Consider the following 21138-nt stretch of genomic DNA (forward strand, 5'->3'; position numbering starts at 1 on the left):
ATAAGACCTTTATGGCTTTCTTTTTTATTTAGACTGAATTTCTACCCTTGATTCGCATTAAAAGGTAATAGGTATGAAGGAGTTTAAATTCCTCCTTCTTCCTTCCTCCTCGAAATACCTCTCATCATCCTCCTACCAATATTAATTGCGTATATTGCGGAAAGATCGTAATAGAGCAATATGAGTAACAAAGAACTATATATGGCCAGGGCGTTGGAACTGGCCCGATTAGGCAGGGGAAAAGTAAGTCCTAACCCTATGGTAGGGTGTGTGATTGTTTATCAAAATAAAATCATTGGAGAGGGATACCATCAGGTATATGGTGGTCCGCATGCAGAGGTGAATGCGGTGAATAGTGTGGAGGATAAGACTTTACTGAAAAAGGCCGAGATGTATGTGACCTTGGAACCTTGTAGTCATCATGGGAAGACCCCTCCTTGTGCTGACCTGATTGTAAAGCATCAACTCAAGAAAGTATACGTTTGTAATCTGGATCCTAATCCGTTAGTCGCTGGAAGAGGGATTGATCGATTGAAAGAGAATGGTATAGAGGTTGAAACAGGTCTGTTACAGGAGGAAGGAGAAGCTGTGAATGCTCGATTTTTTACTTTCATGAGAGAGAAACGCCCTTATGTTATTATGAAATGGGCACAGACTAAGGATGGTTTTATAGCTCGTAAAAACTATGACTCCAAGTGGATCAGTAACCCATTGTCCCGAAAGCAAGTGCACAAGTGGAGAAGTGAGGAAGATGGTATATTGGTAGGAACCAATACGGCTCATTATGATAATCCACGTTTGGATGTGAGAGATTGGACCGGAAGTAGTCCCATTCGTATTGTGCTGGACCGCAACCTGAGGTTGGCCCCTAAAGAACTAGCGTTATTTGATCAGTCTATTCAGACCATATGCTATAACTTTAAGAAGTCGGTAGAGGAAGGAAAGGTAACCTATGTGAAAATACCTTCTGAAAACTGGTTGCAGGAAGTACTAAGGGATTTGTATGAACGAAAAATACAATCCATTATCGTGGAAGGAGGAGCCGTAGTATTGAATACCTTTATTGCCGAGGAACTATGGGATGAGATGAGGATTTTCCGTGGTGACCAACATTTTGGTAGTGGGATACCTGCTCCAATATTTAAGGGAGGCTATTTGGTAGATGAACGTACAGTTGGAAATGATAAACGTCTGATATATAAACGACAGAACCTATAATTTTTTGTAGGAAAAATAGTATCTTTGCGGTTGCGATAAATTTTTCAGCAACTATGATTCTTACAGATACACAGATACTAGAGCAAATAGAGTTGGGCAATATCTTGATAGAGCCTTTTGATCCTGAATGTCTAGGAACCAATTCCTATGATGTACATTTAGGAAAGTACCTTGCTGTGTATCAGGATGAAGTATTGGATGCCAGAAGACATAATCCGGTCGATACTTTTGAGATTCCAGATGATGGGTATGTATTGTATCCTAATAAACTTTATTTGGGAGTAACAAAAGAGTATACAGAAACCTTGGCTCATGTTCCTTTCTTGGAGGGGAAGTCAAGTGTAGGACGTTTGGGTATCGATATTCATGCCACAGCAGGGAAAGGAGATGTGGGTTTTTGTAATACATGGACACTAGAGATTTCAGTGGTACAGCCGGTAAGGGTATACGCCGGTATGCCGATAGGGCAGTTGATTTATTTCACGATTGATGGTAGTATTAAGAATTACTATAATATTAAGCAATCAGCGAAATACAATCAGCCAACCATGAAACCTGTAGAATCCATGCTTTATAAGAACTTTGGTGAAAAGGTGGAGAAATAAGATGCAATAAAGAGAAAATGCGCCGAGTATATGTGACTTATCTCAAGTACATTGGAGTGCGCAATTTTCCTCGGAATATATAGCGATAACCTATTTGTATGTTCAGCATATGAATAGGTTTTTTTGTAGGGGTATAGCTAGGTTGTTCAGGGGTACCTGATAATACATCTGGACGAAGATCTGCCCGAAAAACGCTTTCAACAAATAGATCCCCTTTGGTACTGATACGATATCGGCCACCTAAAGTGATGGGAACCTGGAATAACATTTTTGGGGAGGAAGTTGTGGTGTTGTTTTGCTGGTTTACATAAGCAACTCCTAACTGAGCACCCAGGTAAGGAAGAAAGCCGCTTTTTCGGTGGTAATAGACCCCTGTGTTTTTCTTGAAATCGTATAGGATACCTGATTCAAGAGTCATAACGGACGTATGTTCTATAGTGCCTTGGGTACGGCCATTCCAAACGGCAGTGTTGACGCTATTACTCCAGGAAAGTCTAGGGGTAAGGCGCTTCTGATGCTTGAGAGATAGCGATAACGACGGCATTGCTTTACTGAAAGACTCTCCTATCCATAAAGTGCCTATACCCATCTCAAGAGAGTGATAACGCTTGACTTGGTTGAACCAACGACTACTGGAGAGATGTAAGTTGTGTAGGGAAGAAGAAGTCTCCTTATTGGGTGGTAAAGGATCTGTGGTAGAGGTAATTTTGAAAGGGTTGGCATTAAGTGAAATGCTATAGCCCCCAAAGCAAAGCAATAGTAAAATTAGCAGAGAACGATTCATTAGTCTGTTTGGTTAAAAAGATTCCCTTGGGCAGGGAAATAGTTAGTAATTGATAAATAAAAGTAGAAGCACTATTAAGTGTCTTATGTACAGTAAAAGTATTGGGTGAAATAGAGATCTACCAATAACTTTGTGCGGAGATAATAAAGGTTTATTTTAACCTTCTGTTAATAATTTAATAATAAGTTACCATTTTACAATTATTATTGCATAAAAAGCTGAACTAATATGAGAAAAATGTTGAATTGCCTATTCCTATGGGGAGGGGTTTTGTTGACAGCTTGTTCCACTTCGGGACAAAATAAAAGCCAGGAGTCCAAGGATACGGTAGATTTTACGAAAGATATACATAGCTTTTCTGAGCCTGAATCGACAGTAGTTTCCCACTTATCATTGGAGCTTAAGGTTGATTTTGAGGAGCAAAAGCTGAAAGGAGTCGCTAAGCTTCTTGTAGATAGAAAAAAAGGAAACAAGTTGATGCTAGACACACGTTTGCTGACAATTCAGGAGGTGACGGATGGTCAAGAAAAGCTTACGTATACCTTGCATGAAGCGGTTCCTTTTTTGGGTAGTCCATTGGAGATTGACTTAAAAGAAGGTACGAAAGAGGTATGGGTGTATTATGAAACATCTCCTGAGGCTCCTGCTATACAGTGGTTGTCTCCTCAGCAAACAGCAGGTAAAAAGAACCCTTTCTTGTTTACACAGTCACAGGCCATTTTAGCACGTTCTTGGGTACCTATTCAAGATAGTCCAGGGGTACGTTTTACCTATGATGCCAAAGTGGAAGTACCGGAAGGGCTAGTAGCATTAATGAGTGCAGAAAACCCTCAGATAAAAAATGATTCGGGAACGTATACATTTGTACAGAAAAAGCCAATCCCAGCTTACTTATTGGCATTGGCTGTAGGAGATGTGACTTTCCAGCCTTTAGGTAAAAATATTGGGGTGTATGCGGAGCCATCGATGATGAAGGAGGCTGCCTATGAGTTAGGAGAGATGGACCAGATGATGTTAGCAGCAGAGAAGCTTTACGGTGCCTATCAGTGGGAGCGTTATGACGTACTGTTCTTACCGCCTAGTTTTCCTTTTGGAGGAATGGAAAACCCTATGTTGACGTTTGCGACTCCTACGATTATTGCAGGAGACCGTTCGTTGACTTCATTGATTGCCCATGAGCTAGCACACTCCTGGTCTGGAAACTTAGTAACCAATGCTACATGGAATGATTTCTGGCTAAACGAAGGATTTACTGTATACTTTGAGCTTCGTATTATGGAAGAAGTATATGGAAAGGATTTCTCAGATATGTTAGCCTTGATCAGTAAGAGAGATTTATTGGCTGAGTTGGAAGGTATGGAGTATGGAGAGGATACCAAGTTGAAACTAAACCTGGAAGGAAGAGATCCGGATGACGGGATGAACTCCATTGCTTATGATAAAGGATTCTATTTCCTGAAGCTTTGTGAAAATACGGTGGGACGTACGAAATGGGATGCTTTCTTGAGTAAGTACTTTTCCGAGCATGCTTTCCAGACAATTACAACAGAAGAGTTTTTGACTTACCTGGATGAAAACTTATTAAGTAAGGTTGACGGTGCCAAAGAGACGATTAAACCAGATATGTGGGTTTATCGTAATGGATTGCCGGATAACTGTCCAGAGGTGACCTCTTTTCGCTATGATCAGGTGAAAGAAGAAGTAGGTAAATTTATCGAAGGAACATCAGCCTCAGACTTGCAGACGAGTGACTGGAAGTATTTTCAGGAGTGGGAGTATTTCCTTTCTGCTTTACCAGACGCTTTATCCAAGAAGCAAATGAAAGATTTGGACAAAGCTTTTAAGTTTAGTCAAACAGGAAATAACGAAATCCGGTTCCAGTGGTTGATGCATGTTGTAAAGAGTGAGTATACTCCGGCATACCCTACCTTGGAGAAGTTTCTGATGAAAGTAGGTAGAAGAAAGTTTATAGCACCTATTTACAAAGCGATGGCACAGCAAGAAGGGACAAGAGCACTAGGGCAGAAGATTTATCAAAAGGCACGTCCGAACTATCATTACGTGGCGGTCTCTACGATTGATACATACTTTGCGGAGCAGGCGAAGCCTTAAACTCTTTGTTGAATGGTTGAATCGTTGAATTGAGCTTCGCTCGTTGATTCGAGTTGATATGTTGTGTGAGTATCAGTGTATATTTCAATCAACACTTCAACTCGAATCAACGAGCGAAGCTCAATTCAACTTACCGAAGGTAAAATTCAACGATTCAACAACTTTATTTTTTACGTTGAGTGACAAAAGCAATAAACTGCTGAATAGACTCTCTATATGAAGATTCAGGGAAGGACAATAAGATATCGTTAGCCTCCTTAATGTATTGATTCATCACATCTGTGGCATACTCTAGTCCTCCGGAGTCTCTGACAAACTCAATGATTTCCTGAACAACCTTTGGGTTATTGCTTTGTAAACGAATCTTTAGGATAATTTCTTTGCGCTTAAGCCAGGAAGTGTTCTCTAGTGCATAGATAAGCGGTAGGGTCATTTTCTTTTCTTTGATATCAATCCCCAAAGGTTTTCCAACCTCATCCGTTCCATAGTCAAAAAGATCATCCTTGATCTGAAAGGCAATACCAATCTTATTACCCATTTCGTGCATCTTATCCACTACTTCTTTTGTTGCTCCAGCAGAAGCAGCGCCCACGGCACAACAAGCAGAAATAAGAGTCGCAGTTTTCTGACGTATGATCTCAAAGTAAACATCCTCTGTGATATCCAGGCGACGGGCTTTCTCGATCTGTAGTAATTCTCCTTCACTCATTTCCTTCACCGCATTAGAAACAATCTTGAGTAGGTGAAAGTCCTCGTGGTCAATAGAAAGAAGTAGGCCTCTAGATAATAGGTAGTCTCCGATCAGAACGGCAATTTTATTTTTCCATAAGGCATTGATTGAAAAGAATCCTCTACGATAATTGGAATCGTCTACGACATCATCGTGCACGAGTGTAGCGGTGTGCAATAACTCAATCAACGCGGCTCCCCGATAAGATGCTTCCGAAATCTCCCCGTGGAGTCCTGCGGAAAGAAATACTAAGATAGGGCGCATCTGTTTCCCTTTGCGCTTGAGGGTGTAGTTCAATATATTATTCAACAGGCGAACCCGTGTTTTCATATAAGATCGAAACTTTCCCTCAAAGATGCCCATCTCTTCCGAGATAGGCTGCTGTATTTCTTTGATCGATACCGTCATGAAAAAATAACAGTTTGGTTGTTGTTTTGTTTGTTGTTTTGGATGATGATGTCAGCGTTCTTTTACTAATACTTAATAAATGGGAACGTATACGACTTTCTTAGTATCAAAAAAATCTTCTTCAAACAGGTCTTTGATATCATGAAATTGATAGCTGTGTTTGAAAGTTGAAAACTCTTCCTTCAGGTCTCCTCCTTTTAAACAGATAAGCCCATTGTCAAAGGTATTGAGTTGTCGGTCTTGGTCGATTTTGTTGTGTATCCATCGGTGTAGTTCTACGATACGTGTAACTGCACGACTGACAACGATATCATATTTGCTTTTGATTTTTTCAGCGCGGATTTGTTCTCCCTTTACGTTCTCCAGCCCTAGTGCTTCGGCTACACCATTGACTACTTTGATTTTCTTGGCGATAGAGTCTACAAGATGAAATTGACAGTTAGGATAAAGAATCGCTAATGGAATGCCTGGAAATCCTCCTCCAGTACCTACGTCCAAAATTTTATTACCATCCTTAAAAGGAAATAATTTAGCAATACTCAAGGAATGCAATACGTGTCTTACATATAAGTTTTCGATATCTTTACGAGAGACAACGTTGACTTTTTCATTCCACTCTGTATAGAGTGCTTGCAGCTGGCTAAATTGTTGTATTTGTTTTTCCGATAGGTCGGGAAAGTATTTCAGTATGACTTCCATGGTTGATATTTACGCTTGTTCTATAATGCTTGACGAAGTAGTATTTCTCCGTTAAAAACATTAATAGAACATACTTTACTCCTCATATGATTCAATCATGGCAAGTTATCATTATTCCCTGAAAATTCATAAACAAAGAAGGAGCTGTCTTGTAATTCACTTGAAAAGTAACCATAAAAAGAAGGAGGAAGGATGAAGACCTTGGTATAAGGTTCACAATCCTTCCTCCATTAGAATAATACTTTTACGGATCAGCTAGAAGACGGCTTCTTTAAAAGACGTTCTTACTGTCCTTGACTAAGTCATAAAGAAGCTCTCTCGCACGGTGTAGTTGTGCTTTTACGGTTCCTAAAGGAGCATCCAGTTCCTTGGCGATCTCATCGTAAGAAAGCTCATCAAAGTAACGTAGTTTTACCAGTCGTTGATACTTTGGTGTTAGTTGCCCTACAAACATGCGGATAACTTCGATACGTTGACTCTTGATGGCACTTTCCTGAGGGTTCAGGCTTTCGTCTCGAATATCGATGTTCATACTATCTCCATCTTTATTCGTAATGCTCACATCAATACTCATGGTATCCAATTTCTTTTTTCGGATAAAATCGATGGCATTGTTGGAGGCAATACGAAAAAGCCAGGTACTAAAGGTATAGTCTTTTTTGAACTTGGACAGGTTCTTAAATGCTTTGGCAAATGCCTCTATGGTAAGGTCTTCAGCATCATCTACATTTCGAACCATCTTTAAAATCGTATGGTATACGGATTTTCTGTAGCGGTTCAGTAGTTGTGCATAAGCTTGTTGATCCCCTTCAATGGCTAGGTCAATTAGCCGAAAGTCTTCTAATGCTTTTTCAGAAAAATTTTTATTTAATTCCATGTCTTTTGTTTTGATAGCGTAGCAACCATCCCTATGACGAGTTGGTAAATGACGTGCAGTAAGTCCATCAATGGTACCAACCACCACGATAAGGGACTATGGAGCCTTCGGGCAGATTGGTAGAGTACAAGCGTGAGTCCACCTATTCTACTCCAAAAGAGGAGAGAGGCAGCCACAACCTGTATGTCCAGGGCTAATAGGATCAAATATAGAAAATAAACCGAAATTTGTGAAGTACTATTGAAACCTAAAAGAATCTTATTTCGTAAACTATAAAATTTGCCTACGGATAAATGCCGCTTTTTTTGTCGGTACCAACTTCTCCAGGTAGTCTCCGGAAAAGAGTAGGTCTGTCCTGCTTGGTGTATGCAGATGCTTGTATTACTGCTATGAGCCATTTTGTTGATCATAAGGTCATCATCACCACTCAGAATATTCATTTGATTCCCAAACCCTCCATGTTTTAAAAAAGTACTTTTTCTATAAGATAGATTCCTACCTACCCCCATAAAGGGAATACCCCAAAGTGCCATAGATAAATACTGTGTAGCCGTGTGTAAGGTTTCAAACTGAATGAATTTTTGTAGTAACCCACTTCCAGTCTGGTATAAGCTTACCCCTAAAACAATTTCATTTTTCATACCGACTTGATAGGGCTGTACCATCTGTTGTATCCAATCTTTGGACATTGGAAGGCAGTCTGCATCAGTAAATAGGAGTCGTTCGTGGCGAGCAGCTTGTATTCCTTTGGTCAGGGCACTTTTTTTAGGAGAACATCCCTTTTCAACAATATCCTGCTTGATAATATGAAGGCGCTGATCGTTTATACCCTTTAGGTATTTTTCAGAGTCATCCTGACAGCGGTCTAGTATCACGATAATCTCAAAATTTGGATAAGATTGTTGTAGTAAAGTTGGAATCAATACTTTCAGGCGGGAGTATTCATCTTTAGCGGCAATAATGACAGAGATGCCCTCTGTGGAAGGAGTGATACTGGAAGGTGCTTTAAAAAAAAGGACTTTACTATAACCGATTAAGATATAGCCCAATTGTATAAGGATGACAATGCAAAATAGATAAAAAAGCATCATGCTACTGTTATGCTCGTTAGTGTGCACAAAAAAGCCCACAAAACAAGTTGTGGGCTTTAAGGATTATATTGGTCTTATACGTTAAAGCGGAAATGCATTACATCCCCATCTTTTACGATGTATTCTTTACCTTCTACGCGAAGCTTACCAGCTTCTTTGGCTCCTGTCTCACCTTTGTAAGCGACATAGTCCTCATAACCTGTTACTTCTGCACGGATAAATCCTTTTTCAAAGTCCGTGTGAATCACACCGGCTGCTTGAGGGGCTTTCCACCCTCTGTGGATGGTCCACGCTCTTACTTCTTTCTCTCCTGCAGTGAAGTAAGTGATCAGGTTGAGTAGATCATAGGATGCACGGATCAACTTGTGTAGACCAGATTCCTCCAGTCCATACTCTCCAAGGAACATTTCTTTTTCCTCTTCGTCGTCCAGCTGAGCAATTTGCTCTTCGATCGCAGCACAAACCATAATTACCTGAGCATTTTCCTTGTCAGCAATCTTCTGCAGCTCTGCTGTATGCTCGTTACCGTTGTTGACATTTTCTTCTTCAACGTTAGCCAGGTAGATTACAGGCTTAGACGTTAGTAGCTGTAAGTCTTGTACAGCTTCCCACTCGTCTTCTGTAGCATCAAGGCTGCGGGCATTCTCTCCGTTCTCCAAATGGCCTTTGAACTTTTCTAGTGCTGCCGCTTCTTTTTTAGCATCGGCATTACCAGTTTTAGCCATTTTAGCCACTTTGGCTAGTTTCTTTTCTACGGATTCCAGGTCTTTCAATTGAAGTTCCGTGTCAATAACGTTCTTATCCTCTTCTGGATCTACTTTTCCAGCAACGTGAACAATATTGTCGTCATTGAAACATCGAACCACATGAATGATGGCATCTACTTCACGAATATTGGCCAGGAATTGGTTTCCTAGTCCTTCTCCCTTGCTGGCTCCTTTTACCAGTCCGGCAATATCTACAAACTCAATTACGGTAGGTAATACCTTCTGTGGATTAACGATCGCAGAAAGTTCGTCCAAACGGTGGTCTGGTACCGTTACTACCCCAACGTTAGGTTCGATGGTACAGAAAGGAAAGTTTGCTGATTCTGCATTATTGGCGCTGGTAAGCGCATTGAAGAGCGTTGATTTACCTACGTTAGGCAAACCAACAATGCCACATTTCAGTCCCATTATATATACTAACTTATAATCTCTATTATTGACAAATAAAATTCAGGGGACAAAGATAAGGTTTTCGATCCAATTAGATAGTCGAATAGTTAAATATTTGAGGGAGATTGCCGTTAAATAATCTGAATGATGAAAGGAATGAACAGACTATATCCCGTATTGGCCTGGGGCAAGCACCGCATCAGGCTGTCTTCTCCTCCCAAAAGAGGTGACTTACAGTATTTTTATGAGGAACTGATCAAGAGCTCAAAAACATATTATGCTTTTGAAGCGATTGAGCAGTACCGTAAGGTTTTACGTAAAGATAAGACGAGGGTTAAGCTGCAAGATTATGGTGCTGGAAGCTTGAAACACAAAGGAAAGGAGCGTACGGTGGCAGGAGTTGCCGCATCTTCTACAAGCAAAGCCAAGGTAGGAGCTTTTCTTTTTCGGTTGGTAAACCATCTGCAACCTAAAACAATTATGGAACTGGGAACTTGCCTTGGAGTGAGCAGCTTGTACTTGGGAATGGCTTCTAGAAATTCGAAAGTGATTACTTTGGAAGGGGATCCTACGCTCAGTAAGCTTGCACAACAGCAGTTTGATCAACAGCGGCTACAGATACAAACCGTAAGCGGAAATATTGATCAGACTTTGTTGGAAGTACTGGAAACAGTGGAAGGAGTGGATATGGTCTTTTTTGATGCGAACCATCGCTATGAACCGACAATGACCTACTTTAATCAATGTCTGGAAAAAAGTCATAAGCAATCTGTCTTTATCTTTGATGATATTCATTGGTCCAAGGAAATGGAACAGGCATGGTCTGAAGTGAGAGGCCATCCATCCGTGAAGGTATCTATTGATCTATTTCAGATAGGGATCTTATTTTTTAATGAGATGGGGGCAGATCAAAAACATTATACATGGACCTTGTAATGAGCTGCGATCAATGCTGTCATACTGCTATTGAATAAAGGATGAAGAATGAAGAATGATTACTATTCAGAGGCCCCTATTCCTTTATCCTTCCTCCTTTATCCATTTGCAAGTAGTACTCTTATTGCCTGTTAGAAGACGTATTCCAAACAAGCTCTTAGTTCAATCACTAGTGGACTAAACGTTAAATAACCTGATAGTTCACTGCTATTTAGCTCTAAGAGCGTTTCGCCTTACTCGTACCTCGCAGGCTACACTGAACTCTTAGAGCAGATACCTTTTTTGTATAAGGAAACTTAGCGTTCAGTCCACTAGCTACCTATAAAAGGAAGGGGGTGACTCTTGTTGAGCCACCCTAAAAAAGAGATGTAAGAAGTTAAATAGGAGTATGAAAATTGTCAATTGGGAAATTGACGGAAGGAAGCAATATGATATTATTTACTTGGTTGAAAGAATCACAATGGAACTGTGATTAATTGTAATATACTGAAAATCATAGAGGTGTGTTGTTAATGTGGGTGAAAAAGCCTGCTGTTATTCTACGTTTTCAATCAAAAAAGAACATTCTTGTCTATTTCGGGGATTAATTTGGAAGGAAGAAGGAAGGGCATCCCTTGTGGTCGCCCCGACAATAGGGAGAAGTAGAACGCAAGAAGAAAGGGCGTCCCTTGTGGTCGTCCCGATGATAGAGACAAGTAGAACGCAAGAAGGTAGGCCCTCGCCTCATGGCGAGGGTCCACGGGGGAATATAATAGGTGCTCCAGTGGTCGCTTCCTTTCTATGTATAATGAGTGTAGTGCAAAACCGCTTTAGGTCTCAGACGGGAGTCTGAGACCAGTGTCTACTTTTGGACTTTGTAATTTTGTAATAGAGTGAACAAGTAGGCTGAATTGATTATAGATCAAGATCTAAATCATCCATTCCCATTAGTTTTTCTGCTTCTTTTTGACGCTTAGCCACAATACGGTAGTAAGCAATAAGACTGGCACCTCCATTTAACATGATCATAGCAAAATAACCAAGAGGAGCCTCTCCGACGAACATATTGAAGCCAATAAAGTCAAGGAACATACTGACCAACATTCCAGAGGAAATACCGATAAGGAAACAACCAACTTTTAGAGACCAATAGGTGATCTGAGGCTGTGCTTTTTGCTTTATTCCCAATGGGTTGATCCCTTGCTCAATTAATGCCATTCGTTCCTTATGACGGGTAGTGAAGGCCATATAAGTAACTCCGAAAAGAGTACCAAAGATGATTGCGATTACTAAAACTTCAGACATACTGTTTAAGAATTTATAAATTAAACTTTTTTTGAAATATAGAATTTTGAAGATCTATCCCTTTGACTTAGGCTAGAGGAGATCGGTTACAGCAACGGGCGATTTTTTTTGAAAAAAGAGAAAAAGGGAGAAGAAATGTGAAAAATTAATCGCAAGAGTGTAACCGTTATTTTTGATATATAGTCTAATGAGCAATAACTGAAACATTGCGCTTAAAACTGACCATAGATAAGTTGAATGAAAAATGAACTAGACGATATCGTTATAGAGAAAGTCCTGCAGGGAAATACTTCTGCTTACGAGTATATTGTACATCGGTATCAGGATAAGGTGTATAATTTGGCTTTTCGTTTATTGGGAAACCAACAGGATGCAGAGGAAGTAGCTCAGGATAGCTTCGTAAAGGCCTATCGCAACTTATCTAAGTTTCATTATAATGCTTCTTTTGGAACGTGGATTTATCGTATCACTTATAATACGGCATTGACGTTCTTAAAGAAAAGGGCTTTGGAGACCAGTAGTCTCGCTACCATAGAAGAATATCAACATCCTTTGTCGGAAGATCTTCCATTATCGACTTTGGATAAAAAGGAAAGAAAACGTTTCTTGGAAGAGGCACTATCCTGCTTAAAGGAAGAAAGTCGTTTGTTGATTACCCTATTTTATTTACAGGAGAAATCGGTAGAGGAAGTGGCAGAAATCACTGGAATGACTAAGGCTAACGTAAAAGTACGTATTCACCGTATTCGAAAACAATTGCAAGGACACCTGATGATTATTTTGAAAGGAGAGGAAGTCTAGTGGTCTAAACACTAAGTTTTCTGATAGAAAAAAGGGATTACTCCCAAATGGATAAAGGAGGAAGGATAAAGAGATCTAGGCCCTTAGAGAATAACAATTAATCTTTTATCCATTACCCTTAAAGTGTTTGAAAAACCGAACTTGAACATCAACGATTATGAAGGAAAAAGATTTCGATCATATTTGCGAACAATATTTTGAGGAGAAGGTTGTAGCCCCTAAGGGATTTACGGCAAGAACTATGGCGTCTATTCAAGGAGAATCAGCACTGGCCCGAAAGAAGGTGGAAAATGCTTCGTTGAAAGGGGTAATGCGTTGGTTTATGGGTGGTATGCTTGTGTTGATCATAGGGACTTACTTTTTTATGGAGCCATCCAAAGACGGGATGGTGACATTATTGATGAAACAAATGCAGGATCAGGTCTCTTTAACGATACAACTTCACGTGCCATCTTGGAATATATTATTGGTGATGATGGGAGCCGGAAGTATATTTTTATTAGGGGCTTTTGATCGCTTATTGTATAAAAGAAGGGTGGTTGAGCAATGATGCTCATGATGTTGTTTCCAATTCAATTATAACTTACGATTACAAACGTGGATAATAAACAAACAAATGGCTATGGACAGGCGTCCATGGCTTATCTATTGTGGGGTGTTTTGCCCTTGTACTGGAAAGCCTTGCAAGAAGTGTCATCCATAGAGATTCTTTCCCATAGAATTCTATGGTCTTTTATTTTTCTGCTAGGATGGAACCTACTCCGTAAAGGAAAAGAAACGTTCAGGATTTTTAGGGATAAGGGAAAACGGAGCATAATGATTGTGACGGCCTTATTGATTTCTTTTAACTGGGGGATTTATATATGGGGTGTGAACTCGGGACATACAGTTGATGTCTCACTAGGGTATTTTATTAATCCATTAGTCAGTGTTTTTCTGGGAATGATTTTCTTCAAAGAGCGATTATCTCCACTTAAATGGATCGCGTTGGTATTGGCATTAATGGGGGTAGGTTATCAGACCTATGCTTATGGGCAATTACCTTGGATTGCGGTCTGTTTAGCACTTAGTTTTGGACTTTATGGGATGTTCAAAAAGAAATACGCCATGGATTCTATGGGAAGCTTGATGGGAGAGACAATGCTGATAACTCCTTTGGCTCTTGGAACGATTCTATACTTATCTTTTAAAGGAGAGAGTGGCTTGTTTACATTGGGAGCAACGACAGATATCATGTTACTTCTATCGGGTATTGTAACTTCTGTACCTCTATTTTTATTTGCTGAAGGGGCCAAAAAGATCCCATTATCAGCAGTAGGGTTTTTACAGTACATTGCGCCTTCTCTAATGCTAAGTATTGGTGTATTTTTCTTCGGTGAGAATTTCACAGAAACTGATGCGATCTCTTTTACATTGATCTGGTGTGGCTTGCTGATTTATACGTATGCAGCAGTTAGAGGATATCGTAAGCAGAGAAAACAAAAAGTAGCAAGAGTATAGTAGCAAGAGTATAATGAGGGGATCGGTTATTGCTTAGAGATTAAAAACGATAAGCAATAACCGATAAACTACTATCGCATCAATTGTATCCATCCTTTAATATCCTCCTCTTCATCTCCCGGGTCAAGTCGATAGTAATGTACCTTGATGTGGTAATAATAAGTGGCTGAGGGAAGATCTGTACCGTTTACATCTTTTCCATCCCATTCAATATTGATGTCTCCGCTATACTCGTAAACTACTTCTCCCCATCGGTTGGTAACGGTAAGTACTACGGCCTTGGCAAATAATGGACACCTTAGTGGTATTAATACATCATTAATACCATCTCCATTAGGAGTAAATGCGTTTGGAAGCTCGTAATAAGTACAAGGGTTGTCTTGCATTACAATATTACTAATAGCACTTTCATTTCCCTGTTCATCTACTGCGGTGATGGCATAACTACCGGCTACTGCTGATAAATTGTCATGAATAAAGCGATTAACCTTCCCTACGGAAGCAATCCTCTCCATATCATCTTTACTTTCCGCCCTATGACTAGAGTAATAGATATTATAACCTTGAATATCTTCCTCACAAGAGTCTCCTGTACTATCTTCCCAGGTCAATGAGTTTTTAAAGATCTCTTTACAGTCGTCTGTGGGTAAGTAGGTTTCTTGATCAACCTTACACTCATAAGGCAGTAAACTCAGGACAGGAGGACAAGGGGCAATAGTATCCAATAAGGTAGAGCAAATTTCCGGAGAATAATTGAGTAGAGGTTCAGGGAGCCCATCAAAATCATAACTTCCTTGGGTCAAGATTTTATAGCAATAGGTGACCTTATCTTCCAATGGATGGTCTTCACTGCCTTCATCAAGGTACCAAAGTCCATTCTGAGTGATGTCTACACTGTCAATTAATAGGAATTGATCATCCTTACCAATCTCTTTACGATAAATGTAATGGATAGGGAAACGAGTGGTACTGATACTCCAAGGGGTATCTGAAAACCAGTTTAAGCTGATCTCTTTTTCTAATGGCTGGACTTGAACTCCAACAGTTGAGGCAGCTTGTGTCGTATCTAATGGGGTGCCATTACCATAGACTGTAGCCCAGTAGTAGTAAGTTTGGTTTTCGGTATCAAGGCCTGAATCAATAAAAGTAGTATCTGTAGTGTTTTGTAGAATAGACTCTCCATCCAGTAGATTATCGTTTAGCCCTCTGAATACTTCATAGGTTACCACTTGGTTTTCGACTAAAGAAGCCTCAGGTTGTGTCCAGGAGACTTGAATACTTCCATTGGTATTGCTGGTTTCCATGACAGAGACTTGGGTCATGTAAAATACATCAGGAATAAAGGCACAAGCTTCAGCAGAAGCAAGGCTTTCACCTCCTTGTGGTCCGCCAAAGGTGACATAAATACGGTAACAGTAGTTGGTTCCTCTATCTAGGTTCTCATCCATATAGCTGGTATCAGTAGCATCTACCTCCGCTATTTTCTCATATCCTGTAAAATCAGGTACACCTGTTTCACATACTGGCTCAAAGTTATAGCTACCTCTTCGTCGGTAAATATGAATGGTTTCTGCCCTGTCACAGGTATAGTTATCCCAGTTTAGTGTAATGGAGTTATTGCTTTGGTCAGGGGTTGCAGTGATCCCTTGAGGAGCAGGTCCTAATACTTTTACCTTCCAGGTTTTCATATCCCCTAATTGTAAGGAAGCATTTAGCTCTGGCCTGTTTGGTTCAGGGTGATCTAAGGCTTGGAAAATGAATTGGTAAGGTTCTTCTCGTATATCCAGGCAGTTGGTCTCCCATTGTACGCTGCCTTCGGCTTGTCCTATAGGAAGGGCTGCTGTAGATAGATTGAACACAGGATTCTTTCCCGGAGGACTGATCACTGGACCGGCAACCATACTTAAAGATACGGAGTCAATGGATGGGTCACGATCTCCTGAGGCACATACTCGTTCGGATATATCTTGAGCGGAGATAGGGGCTTGAAGAATATTTCCAGCAACGATACAGGTATCCATAGGGATACTTAGATTAGGACGAAGGTTGAGAACGTCTTTGACGATGATCTGCATGTCCCTGTTGACAGAGCCAATTCTAACACCACCTCTCCATTCATCGACATAGAAGGCAACGTTATACTCCCCCGGCTCGTTGGGAGCGTCCCATACGATATCGCCGGTATTAGGATCAATCATAAAGTCACCAGGAATGGAGCAATCCTCTCGCTCTTTGGTCCAATTTTCATTGGGATCGTCAGGGAATCGATAGTTTGTTACGGGTACGTCTTTTTGTTGTTTGCAAAGGGTAAGACGATAAGAAAGACTATCTCCTTGGGCATCATAGGCCCCTGCATTGATGGTATATTTTTGTCCAATACGGGCTTGTAAGACAGGAGGAATTAATAGGGTTGGAGAAGAGTTCATCCCCAGGATAGGGTTGATCAGAAATTCAGATTCTATATAAAAACTATTTTGCCCGGGCGTATCAATATTGGTAACGGTAGGGTTTCTATTCATTTCAAAATAAGAAACCTTGTAGGATCCGCTGGAAGGAAAGGTATGTGTTGTCTTGTATAAGATAACTTCAGTGGCCTTATCTTCTGTAAGCCCAAGACTTATAGGGTCTACTTCCTCTTCAGCATTGTCATATCCAAAACTTATAAAGCCTTTTTGAGCAGAGATGCCTGTAACATCTAGGTAGAGGACTACAATAACCTCGTATGTAAGCCCGGTTTCACTAATACGGCGTATGGTCAAGTCACCGGCTCGGATGTGCGTTGCTTGTACCGTTGAAATACTGAAAGAAAAGGCAATCAGAAGAAGCAAAAAATATCTCATGGTTACGTTGGTCAGCAGTTTATATAGTTACAGTTATCTAGGTATTGAGATTATGTGTGTCTCAATGATAAAGAAAAACTGTTTTCATCTGTTTATTATTCTTCCTTGTAATATATCAAGTATAATTTAAACTAAATTAATGAAATAAAGTTTTTCCGGAAAATAGGAGAGAGGTACTGCTGTATTTCTGTGGTGGCTTGCAAATTATTAGACATAGCACAACATAGTTAATAGTATACTAACAGAATCACTAAAGTCAAATTCCTGCTATGCCACTAGTAAAGCAACTTTCCCGTATTGAAGCACTTAATGGAGTGATTGTTTCAAAAGAGACTGGTCCTCCTGTAAATATAGCTGACAAGCTACAGATGTCTCCAAGTACCGTCAAAAAAGTAATCCATGAAATGAAAAGTATGGGAGCACCAATAGCTTATTGCCGGTGTACAGATAGCTATGTGTATGTTTATAAAACTCAACTCAACATAGGGTATAAGAAGGTAAAAGGTAAGAGGTAAAAAGTAAGGGCGACCCTTGTGGTCGCCCCTCCTAGTTCTTTTATGCCAAGACTAATTTTATCGTATTACCTGAATCCACCCTGTAAAAGATTCGGAGGCATCTTCTGGATTGAGGCGATAGAAGATGACCTCAGCATTATAGTAATAGGTACCGGGGGAAACGAGCTCTCCGTTCTTGTCTCTTCCATCCCATTCAATATTGATATTGCTGTCTGTTTTAAAGACACTTTCTCCCCATCGGTTAAAGACCTCAAAGGTAACACTCTTCACAAACCTTGGACATCGGAAAGGAATCAAGGTGTCATTAATACCATCCTCATTGGGAGTAAAGGCGGTAGGAAGCTCAAAATAGGTACACTCATTGTCCTGTGACTCTATATTACTCAGCGCACTTTCATTTCCTGATTCATCCACTGCAGTAACGGCATAAGATCCAGCCAAGGACGGAAGATTGATATGTTCATAGTTTCTCACTAATACGGTATCAATTCTATTAAAGTCTGCTTTCTCCTCGGCAATTTGCTCGCTGTAATAAACATAATAGGCAATAATATCATTTTCACATTCGGCATCTGTTGCATCCTCCCAAGTTAGGTTATTACTATAGTTTTGTATACAATCGTCCTTAGGGTCAATTTCATTGGCAACCAGACTTTCACAAGCAGTTCTAGCTAGTGTAAGTATAGGGGGGCAAGGAGGAATAGTGTCCAATAGTGATGTTGTAAGCTCTTGTGAAAAGTTTTCTAAAGGAGCAGGTAGGGGATCATATTCGTAGGTTCCCCTAGTGAGTACCTTATAAGTATAGTTTTGACCAAATATCAAAGGGTTGCTCTCAGTACTTTTGTCAACATACTGTAGACCAAATTGACTGGCCTGTGCCGTACCTATGAGTGTGAACAGATCATCACTTTCTCCTTGTTCTTTTCGGTAGACTTCATGCTCGGGATAGTCCATGGACGTAATGCTCCAAGGAACATGAGCCTCCCATTCTAGGCGAATTTCATCTAGGTTGGAGCTGGCACCAAGACTTACTTGTGAGGCGATTCGAGCAGAGTCTAATAGAGTTCCTCCTGTATAAATTTCAACCCAATAATGGTAGCGTTGACGAAGGGTGTTTAGTCCTTTGTCTACATAAGAGTTTTCTGCCACCGTGAATGTTTTAGAAATCTCCTGTACATTTTGCTTACCAAACAGCCCTTCTGCTCGGAAGAGCTTATAGGTAACCGGAGAAGGAAGTGTGTCGTCACTAGGAGTTATCCAACTGACTTCAATTTCACCATCTGTTTCATCCGTCTTGGTGACACTAACATTGGTCATATATAAAGTAGCTGGCAAAAATGCACACGCTTCGTTGGAGGCCATACTTTCACCTCCTTCCGGGAGGGCAAAGGTAGCATAGATACGGTAACAATAGTTTGCTCCCTTTTCTACCGTAGTATCGACAAATGAAGTGACACCGGCTTCTACACTTCCAACTTTTTCGTACCCGGCATAATCAGGTACACCTGTTTCACACATCATTTGTAAGTCAAAAGAACCAACTTTTCGATAGATCTCAATACTATTGACATTGCCGCAAATGTAATCATCCCAGTTAAGGGAAATGGTATTATTGCTTTCATTGGCAATAGCCGTAAGATTTTGTGGAGGGGGACCAACTACCCGAACGCTCCAGGTTTTCATATCTCCTAGTTGCATCTTGGCATTTTCGGTAGGGTTTTCTGGTCGGGGATTATCGACCACCTGAAAAGTAAACTGATAAGGTTGTTCCCGGATATCATTACAGGTAGTCGCCCAACTGAAGATGCCTTCTTCTTTTCCTACAGGAGGCTGCAGCCCTGTAATGGTAAAATTAGGAGCATTACTAGGGGTAGAAAATGGAATATTATTGATTAAGGTCAGGGTCAATAGGTCCAGTGTAGGCATACGGTCTCCAGTAGCACAAATCCTTTCAATCTGGTCTTCTGCCAGAATTGTTCCCGTTAAGGTTTCTCCTGCAACGATACAGATGTCATCAGGAAGTGTCAGTATAGGGCGGAGGTTGAGTACATCCTTGACAATAATCTGCATATCTCGGTTGACAGAACCGATACGAATTCCCTCTCTCCATTCATCGACGAAGAATGCCACGTTGTATTCTCCTACTTCATTCGGAGCATCCCATACCAGGTCTCCAGTGGCAGGGTCAATATAAAATTCTCCAGGTTGGGTACAGTCTTCCTTCTCTTTGGTCCAAGTTTCGTTAGGGTCATCCGGAAAGCGATAGTTCTGTACAGGAACGTCACGTCCTTGCTTACAGATCGTTAAACGGTAGGATAGACTATCGCCTTCAGCATCATAGGCTCCCGCATTGATCGTGTATTTTTGTCCGATGCGGGCTTGCAATACCGGAGGAATTAATAGAATAGGGGAAGAGTTCAATCCCAAGGCTGGGTTGATTAAGAATTCTGATTCAATAAAGAAAGGCGTATCACTAGGCGCTTCAATATTTCTTACTGTTGGATTCCGGTTTTTCTCAAAGTAAGAGATTTTATAGGTTCCAGCTGATGCAAAGATATGGTCTACCTGATATAGTAATATTTCGGTAAGTTGGTCTTCGGTACGGCCAAGAGAGCGAGAAGAGACTAGTTCATTATCAGTACCATCTCCAAAGTCAATCAACCCATCGCCTGCAGGTACTCCCGTAATATCTCGGTAAAGTACTACTGTGATGCGGTAGGTCAGAGAATTATTGTTCAAACGTCGGATGGTTAGATCACCAGCACGTATGTGCGTAGCCAAGGCATTGGAGGATATTCCAAGGCATAGGCCAAGAATTATCCCCATACAGATATAGGTTTTTTGTAGGGTCATGACAGTGGGTTAATTAACTCAACGTGTTGTTAGTTATTTAATAATATTATAATACGAAAAAAGAGGTAAAAGGTAAAAGGTTATAGGTAAAAGGTAAGGGCGACCTTTATGGTCGCCCTTAGTTTAAATATTTTTTAGGGGTTGTTTGTCTACGGTCACCCGTCCCTACTGCTGACCTTATTTAATCAAAAAAGAAACAGCAGGCTCCTCTGTCGTTCCCATCTTGGATTCCTTAAAATCTTCAAAGACCAAGTGCACCATGTTCTTCTGATCAGGGAAGACCTTGGTGAAGATATTTGCTTCTATATCAATAGTACGAACTCTTTTTACTTTTTCGACTTCACGATAGATGGAGATGCTATTATCGGCGAATTCATGCCCTATATAAGTGGAGCTTTTGGGATCTCCATTGACGAGTACAGTGAAGTTTTGTTCGATATAATCATAGACCCATTGCGCACTGTTTTCGTGCTCATACTGTGTGTTTAGGCGTAGATTTGGCCCTCCAGATTGAACGACAGCGGCTTCCAGGTCATCAATAAATACCTTATGAATCAACTCTAGTGTTTTATTTTCTTTATTATAACGCATATCCGTGACACTAATGTGGATAGGGTGTGCAACAAATGCGCTTAGTCCCCAAAACAATAATGTTAGAAGAAGAAATATCTTTCTAGATGAAAGAGGAAATTGCTGGTAGCGTTTCATAGATATAAAAATATTGGTTG

The 21138-nt window shown here is 40.5% G+C and carries 18 protein-coding genes; 8 read left to right on the top strand and 10 right to left on the bottom strand.

Translation table 11 applies throughout. The features are described from left to right. The first annotated feature begins 180 nt into the window (after nt 1-180). Together ribD and dcd are read left to right on the top strand one after the other, a co-directional pair. On the top strand, nt 181-1218 hold the full coding sequence (ribD, locus tag ABD985_RS19820) for a bifunctional diaminohydroxyphosphoribosylaminopyrimidine deaminase/5-amino-6-(5-phosphoribosylamino)uracil reductase RibD (protein WP_345374829.1): 1038 nt from the start codon (nt 181-183) through the stop codon (nt 1216-1218). Between the two features lie 53 nt (nt 1219-1271). Next, nucleotides 1272-1823, top strand: coding sequence for a dCTP deaminase (dcd, locus tag ABD985_RS19825; RefSeq protein WP_345374831.1), 552 nt, complete (start codon nt 1272-1274; stop codon nt 1821-1823). 37 nt (nt 1824-1860) lie between these two features. Here dcd and ABD985_RS19830 read toward each other — a convergent pair whose 3' ends face one another. Continuing rightward, on the bottom strand, nt 1861-2607 hold the full coding sequence (locus ABD985_RS19830) for a hypothetical protein (protein WP_345374833.1): 747 nt from the start codon (nt 2605-2607) through the stop codon (nt 1861-1863). A gap of 228 nt (nt 2608-2835) precedes the next feature. On the opposite strand from ABD985_RS19830, the gene ABD985_RS19835 reads away from it, so the two are divergent. Further along, nucleotides 2836-4719 carry a M1 family metallopeptidase gene (locus tag ABD985_RS19835; RefSeq protein WP_345374835.1) on the top strand — a complete coding sequence of 628 codons (1884 nt, stop codon included), beginning with the start codon at nt 2836-2838 and terminating at the stop codon, nt 4717-4719. A gap of 163 nt (nt 4720-4882) precedes the next feature. Here the strand turns inward: ABD985_RS19835 and ABD985_RS19840 are convergent, their stop codons facing one another. The 5 genes from ABD985_RS19840 to ychF form a co-directional block, all read right to left on the bottom strand. Next, nucleotides 4883-5857, bottom strand: coding sequence for a polyprenyl synthetase family protein (locus tag ABD985_RS19840; protein ID WP_345374837.1), 975 nt, complete (start codon nt 5855-5857; stop codon nt 4883-4885). Nucleotides 5858-5929: 72 nt separating this feature from the next. Further along, nucleotides 5930-6556, bottom strand: a complete 627-nt coding sequence (gene rsmG / locus ABD985_RS19845; protein WP_345374838.1) for a 16S rRNA (guanine(527)-N(7))-methyltransferase RsmG — start codon at nt 6554-6556, stop codon at nt 5930-5932. A 271-nt stretch (nt 6557-6827) separates the two neighbouring features. Further along, entirely contained in the window at nt 6828-7433 is a 606-nt protein-coding gene (locus ABD985_RS19850) for an RNA polymerase sigma factor (protein ID WP_345374840.1), read from the bottom strand. Beyond that, entirely contained in the window at nt 7424-8524 is a 1101-nt protein-coding gene (locus ABD985_RS19855) for a glycosyltransferase (RefSeq protein ID WP_345374842.1), read from the bottom strand. The genes ABD985_RS19850 and ABD985_RS19855 overlap by 10 nt, the downstream gene beginning before the upstream one ends. 74 nt (nt 8525-8598) lie before the next feature. Continuing rightward, nucleotides 8599-9699: a redox-regulated ATPase YchF gene (gene ychF, locus ABD985_RS19860; protein WP_345374844.1), complete on the bottom strand. Its 1101-nt coding sequence runs from the start codon at nt 9697-9699 to the stop codon at nt 8599-8601. Nucleotides 9700-9837: 138 nt separating this feature from the next. Between ychF and ABD985_RS19865 the strand changes: the two genes are divergently transcribed. Beyond that, nucleotides 9838-10617: an O-methyltransferase gene (locus ABD985_RS19865; RefSeq protein WP_345374847.1), complete on the top strand. Its 780-nt coding sequence runs from the start codon at nt 9838-9840 to the stop codon at nt 10615-10617. An 894-nt stretch (nt 10618-11511) separates the two neighbouring features. On the opposite strand, the gene ABD985_RS19870 is transcribed toward ABD985_RS19865, so the two are convergent. After that, nucleotides 11512-11901: a DUF6249 domain-containing protein gene (locus tag ABD985_RS19870; protein ID WP_345374849.1), complete on the bottom strand. Its 390-nt coding sequence runs from the start codon at nt 11899-11901 to the stop codon at nt 11512-11514. A gap of 237 nt (nt 11902-12138) precedes the next feature. Here ABD985_RS19870 and ABD985_RS19875 point away from each other — a divergent pair, with 237 nt between their 5' ends. The 3 genes from ABD985_RS19875 (at nt 12139) to rarD (ending at nt 14202) form a co-directional block, all read left to right on the top strand. Then, nucleotides 12139-12702 carry an RNA polymerase sigma factor gene (locus tag ABD985_RS19875; RefSeq protein WP_345374851.1) on the top strand — a complete coding sequence of 188 codons (564 nt, stop codon included), beginning with the start codon at nt 12139-12141 and terminating at the stop codon, nt 12700-12702. Between the two features lie 157 nt (nt 12703-12859). Further along, nucleotides 12860-13252 (top strand): hypothetical protein, encoded by a 393-nt coding sequence (locus tag ABD985_RS19880; RefSeq protein WP_345374853.1) that lies wholly within the window; start codon nt 12860-12862, stop codon nt 13250-13252. A gap of 47 nt (nt 13253-13299) precedes the next feature. After that, a complete protein-coding gene (gene rarD / locus ABD985_RS19885; protein WP_345374856.1) occupies nt 13300-14202 on the top strand; it encodes an EamA family transporter RarD in 903 nt (300 codons plus the stop codon). Between the two features lie 71 nt (nt 14203-14273). Here rarD and ABD985_RS19890 read toward each other — a convergent pair whose 3' ends face one another. Further along, entirely contained in the window at nt 14274-17042 is a 2769-nt protein-coding gene (locus ABD985_RS19890; RefSeq protein WP_345374858.1) for a T9SS type B sorting domain-containing protein, read from the bottom strand. A 269-nt stretch (nt 17043-17311) separates the two neighbouring features. On the opposite strand from ABD985_RS19890, the gene ABD985_RS19895 reads away from it, so the two are divergent. Further along, nucleotides 17312-17557 carry a hypothetical protein gene (locus tag ABD985_RS19895; RefSeq protein WP_345374860.1) on the top strand — a complete coding sequence of 82 codons (246 nt, stop codon included), beginning with the start codon at nt 17312-17314 and terminating at the stop codon, nt 17555-17557. Nucleotides 17558-17614: 57 nt separating this feature from the next. Here the strand turns inward: ABD985_RS19895 and ABD985_RS19900 are convergent, their stop codons facing one another. Next, entirely contained in the window at nt 17615-20410 is a 2796-nt protein-coding gene (locus ABD985_RS19900; protein ID WP_345374862.1) for a T9SS type B sorting domain-containing protein, read from the bottom strand. A 177-nt stretch (nt 20411-20587) separates the two neighbouring features. Then, on the bottom strand, nt 20588-21118 hold the full coding sequence (locus ABD985_RS19905; RefSeq protein ID WP_345374864.1) for a DUF6702 family protein: 531 nt from the start codon (nt 21116-21118) through the stop codon (nt 20588-20590). Nucleotides 21119-21138 lie beyond the last annotated feature (20 nt).

This window comes from Algivirga pacifica, assembly GCF_039543525.1.
Taxonomy (GTDB): domain Bacteria; phylum Bacteroidota; class Bacteroidia; order Cytophagales; family Flammeovirgaceae; genus Algivirga; species Algivirga pacifica.

Bases quoted from the DNA above. Each gene is read 5' to 3' on its own strand.
- ribD (WP_345374829.1), top strand. From the start codon at position 181: ATGAGTAACAAAGAACTATATATGGCCAGGGCGTTGGAACTGGCCCGA.
- dcd (WP_345374831.1), top strand. From the start codon at position 1,272: ATGATTCTTACAGATACACAGATACTAGAGCAAATAGAGTTGGGCAAT.
- ABD985_RS19830 (WP_345374833.1), bottom strand. From the start codon at position 2,607: ATGAATCGTTCTCTGCTAATTTTACTATTGCTTTGCTTTGGGGGCTAT.
- ABD985_RS19835 (WP_345374835.1), top strand. From the start codon at position 2,836: ATGAGAAAAATGTTGAATTGCCTATTCCTATGGGGAGGGGTTTTGTTG.
- ABD985_RS19840 (WP_345374837.1), bottom strand. From the start codon at position 5,857: ATGACGGTATCGATCAAAGAAATACAGCAGCCTATCTCGGAAGAGATG.
- rsmG (WP_345374838.1), bottom strand. From the start codon at position 6,556: ATGGAAGTCATACTGAAATACTTTCCCGACCTATCGGAAAAACAAATA.
- ABD985_RS19850 (WP_345374840.1), bottom strand. From the start codon at position 7,433: ATGGAATTAAATAAAAATTTTTCTGAAAAAGCATTAGAAGACTTTCGG.
- ABD985_RS19855 (WP_345374842.1), bottom strand. From the start codon at position 8,524: ATGATGCTTTTTTATCTATTTTGCATTGTCATCCTTATACAATTGGGC.
- ychF (WP_345374844.1), bottom strand. From the start codon at position 9,699: ATGGGACTGAAATGTGGCATTGTTGGTTTGCCTAACGTAGGTAAATCA.
- ABD985_RS19865 (WP_345374847.1), top strand. From the start codon at position 9,838: ATGAACAGACTATATCCCGTATTGGCCTGGGGCAAGCACCGCATCAGG.
- ABD985_RS19870 (WP_345374849.1), bottom strand. From the start codon at position 11,901: ATGTCTGAAGTTTTAGTAATCGCAATCATCTTTGGTACTCTTTTCGGA.
- ABD985_RS19875 (WP_345374851.1), top strand. From the start codon at position 12,139: ATGAAAAATGAACTAGACGATATCGTTATAGAGAAAGTCCTGCAGGGA.
- ABD985_RS19880 (WP_345374853.1), top strand. From the start codon at position 12,860: ATGAAGGAAAAAGATTTCGATCATATTTGCGAACAATATTTTGAGGAG.
- ABD985_RS19890 (WP_345374858.1), bottom strand. From the start codon at position 17,042: ATGAGATATTTTTTGCTTCTTCTGATTGCCTTTTCTTTCAGTATTTCA.
- ABD985_RS19895 (WP_345374860.1), top strand. From the start codon at position 17,312: ATGCCACTAGTAAAGCAACTTTCCCGTATTGAAGCACTTAATGGAGTG.
- ABD985_RS19900 (WP_345374862.1), bottom strand. From the start codon at position 20,410: ATGACCCTACAAAAAACCTATATCTGTATGGGGATAATTCTTGGCCTA.
- ABD985_RS19905 (WP_345374864.1), bottom strand. From the start codon at position 21,118: ATGAAACGCTACCAGCAATTTCCTCTTTCATCTAGAAAGATATTTCTT.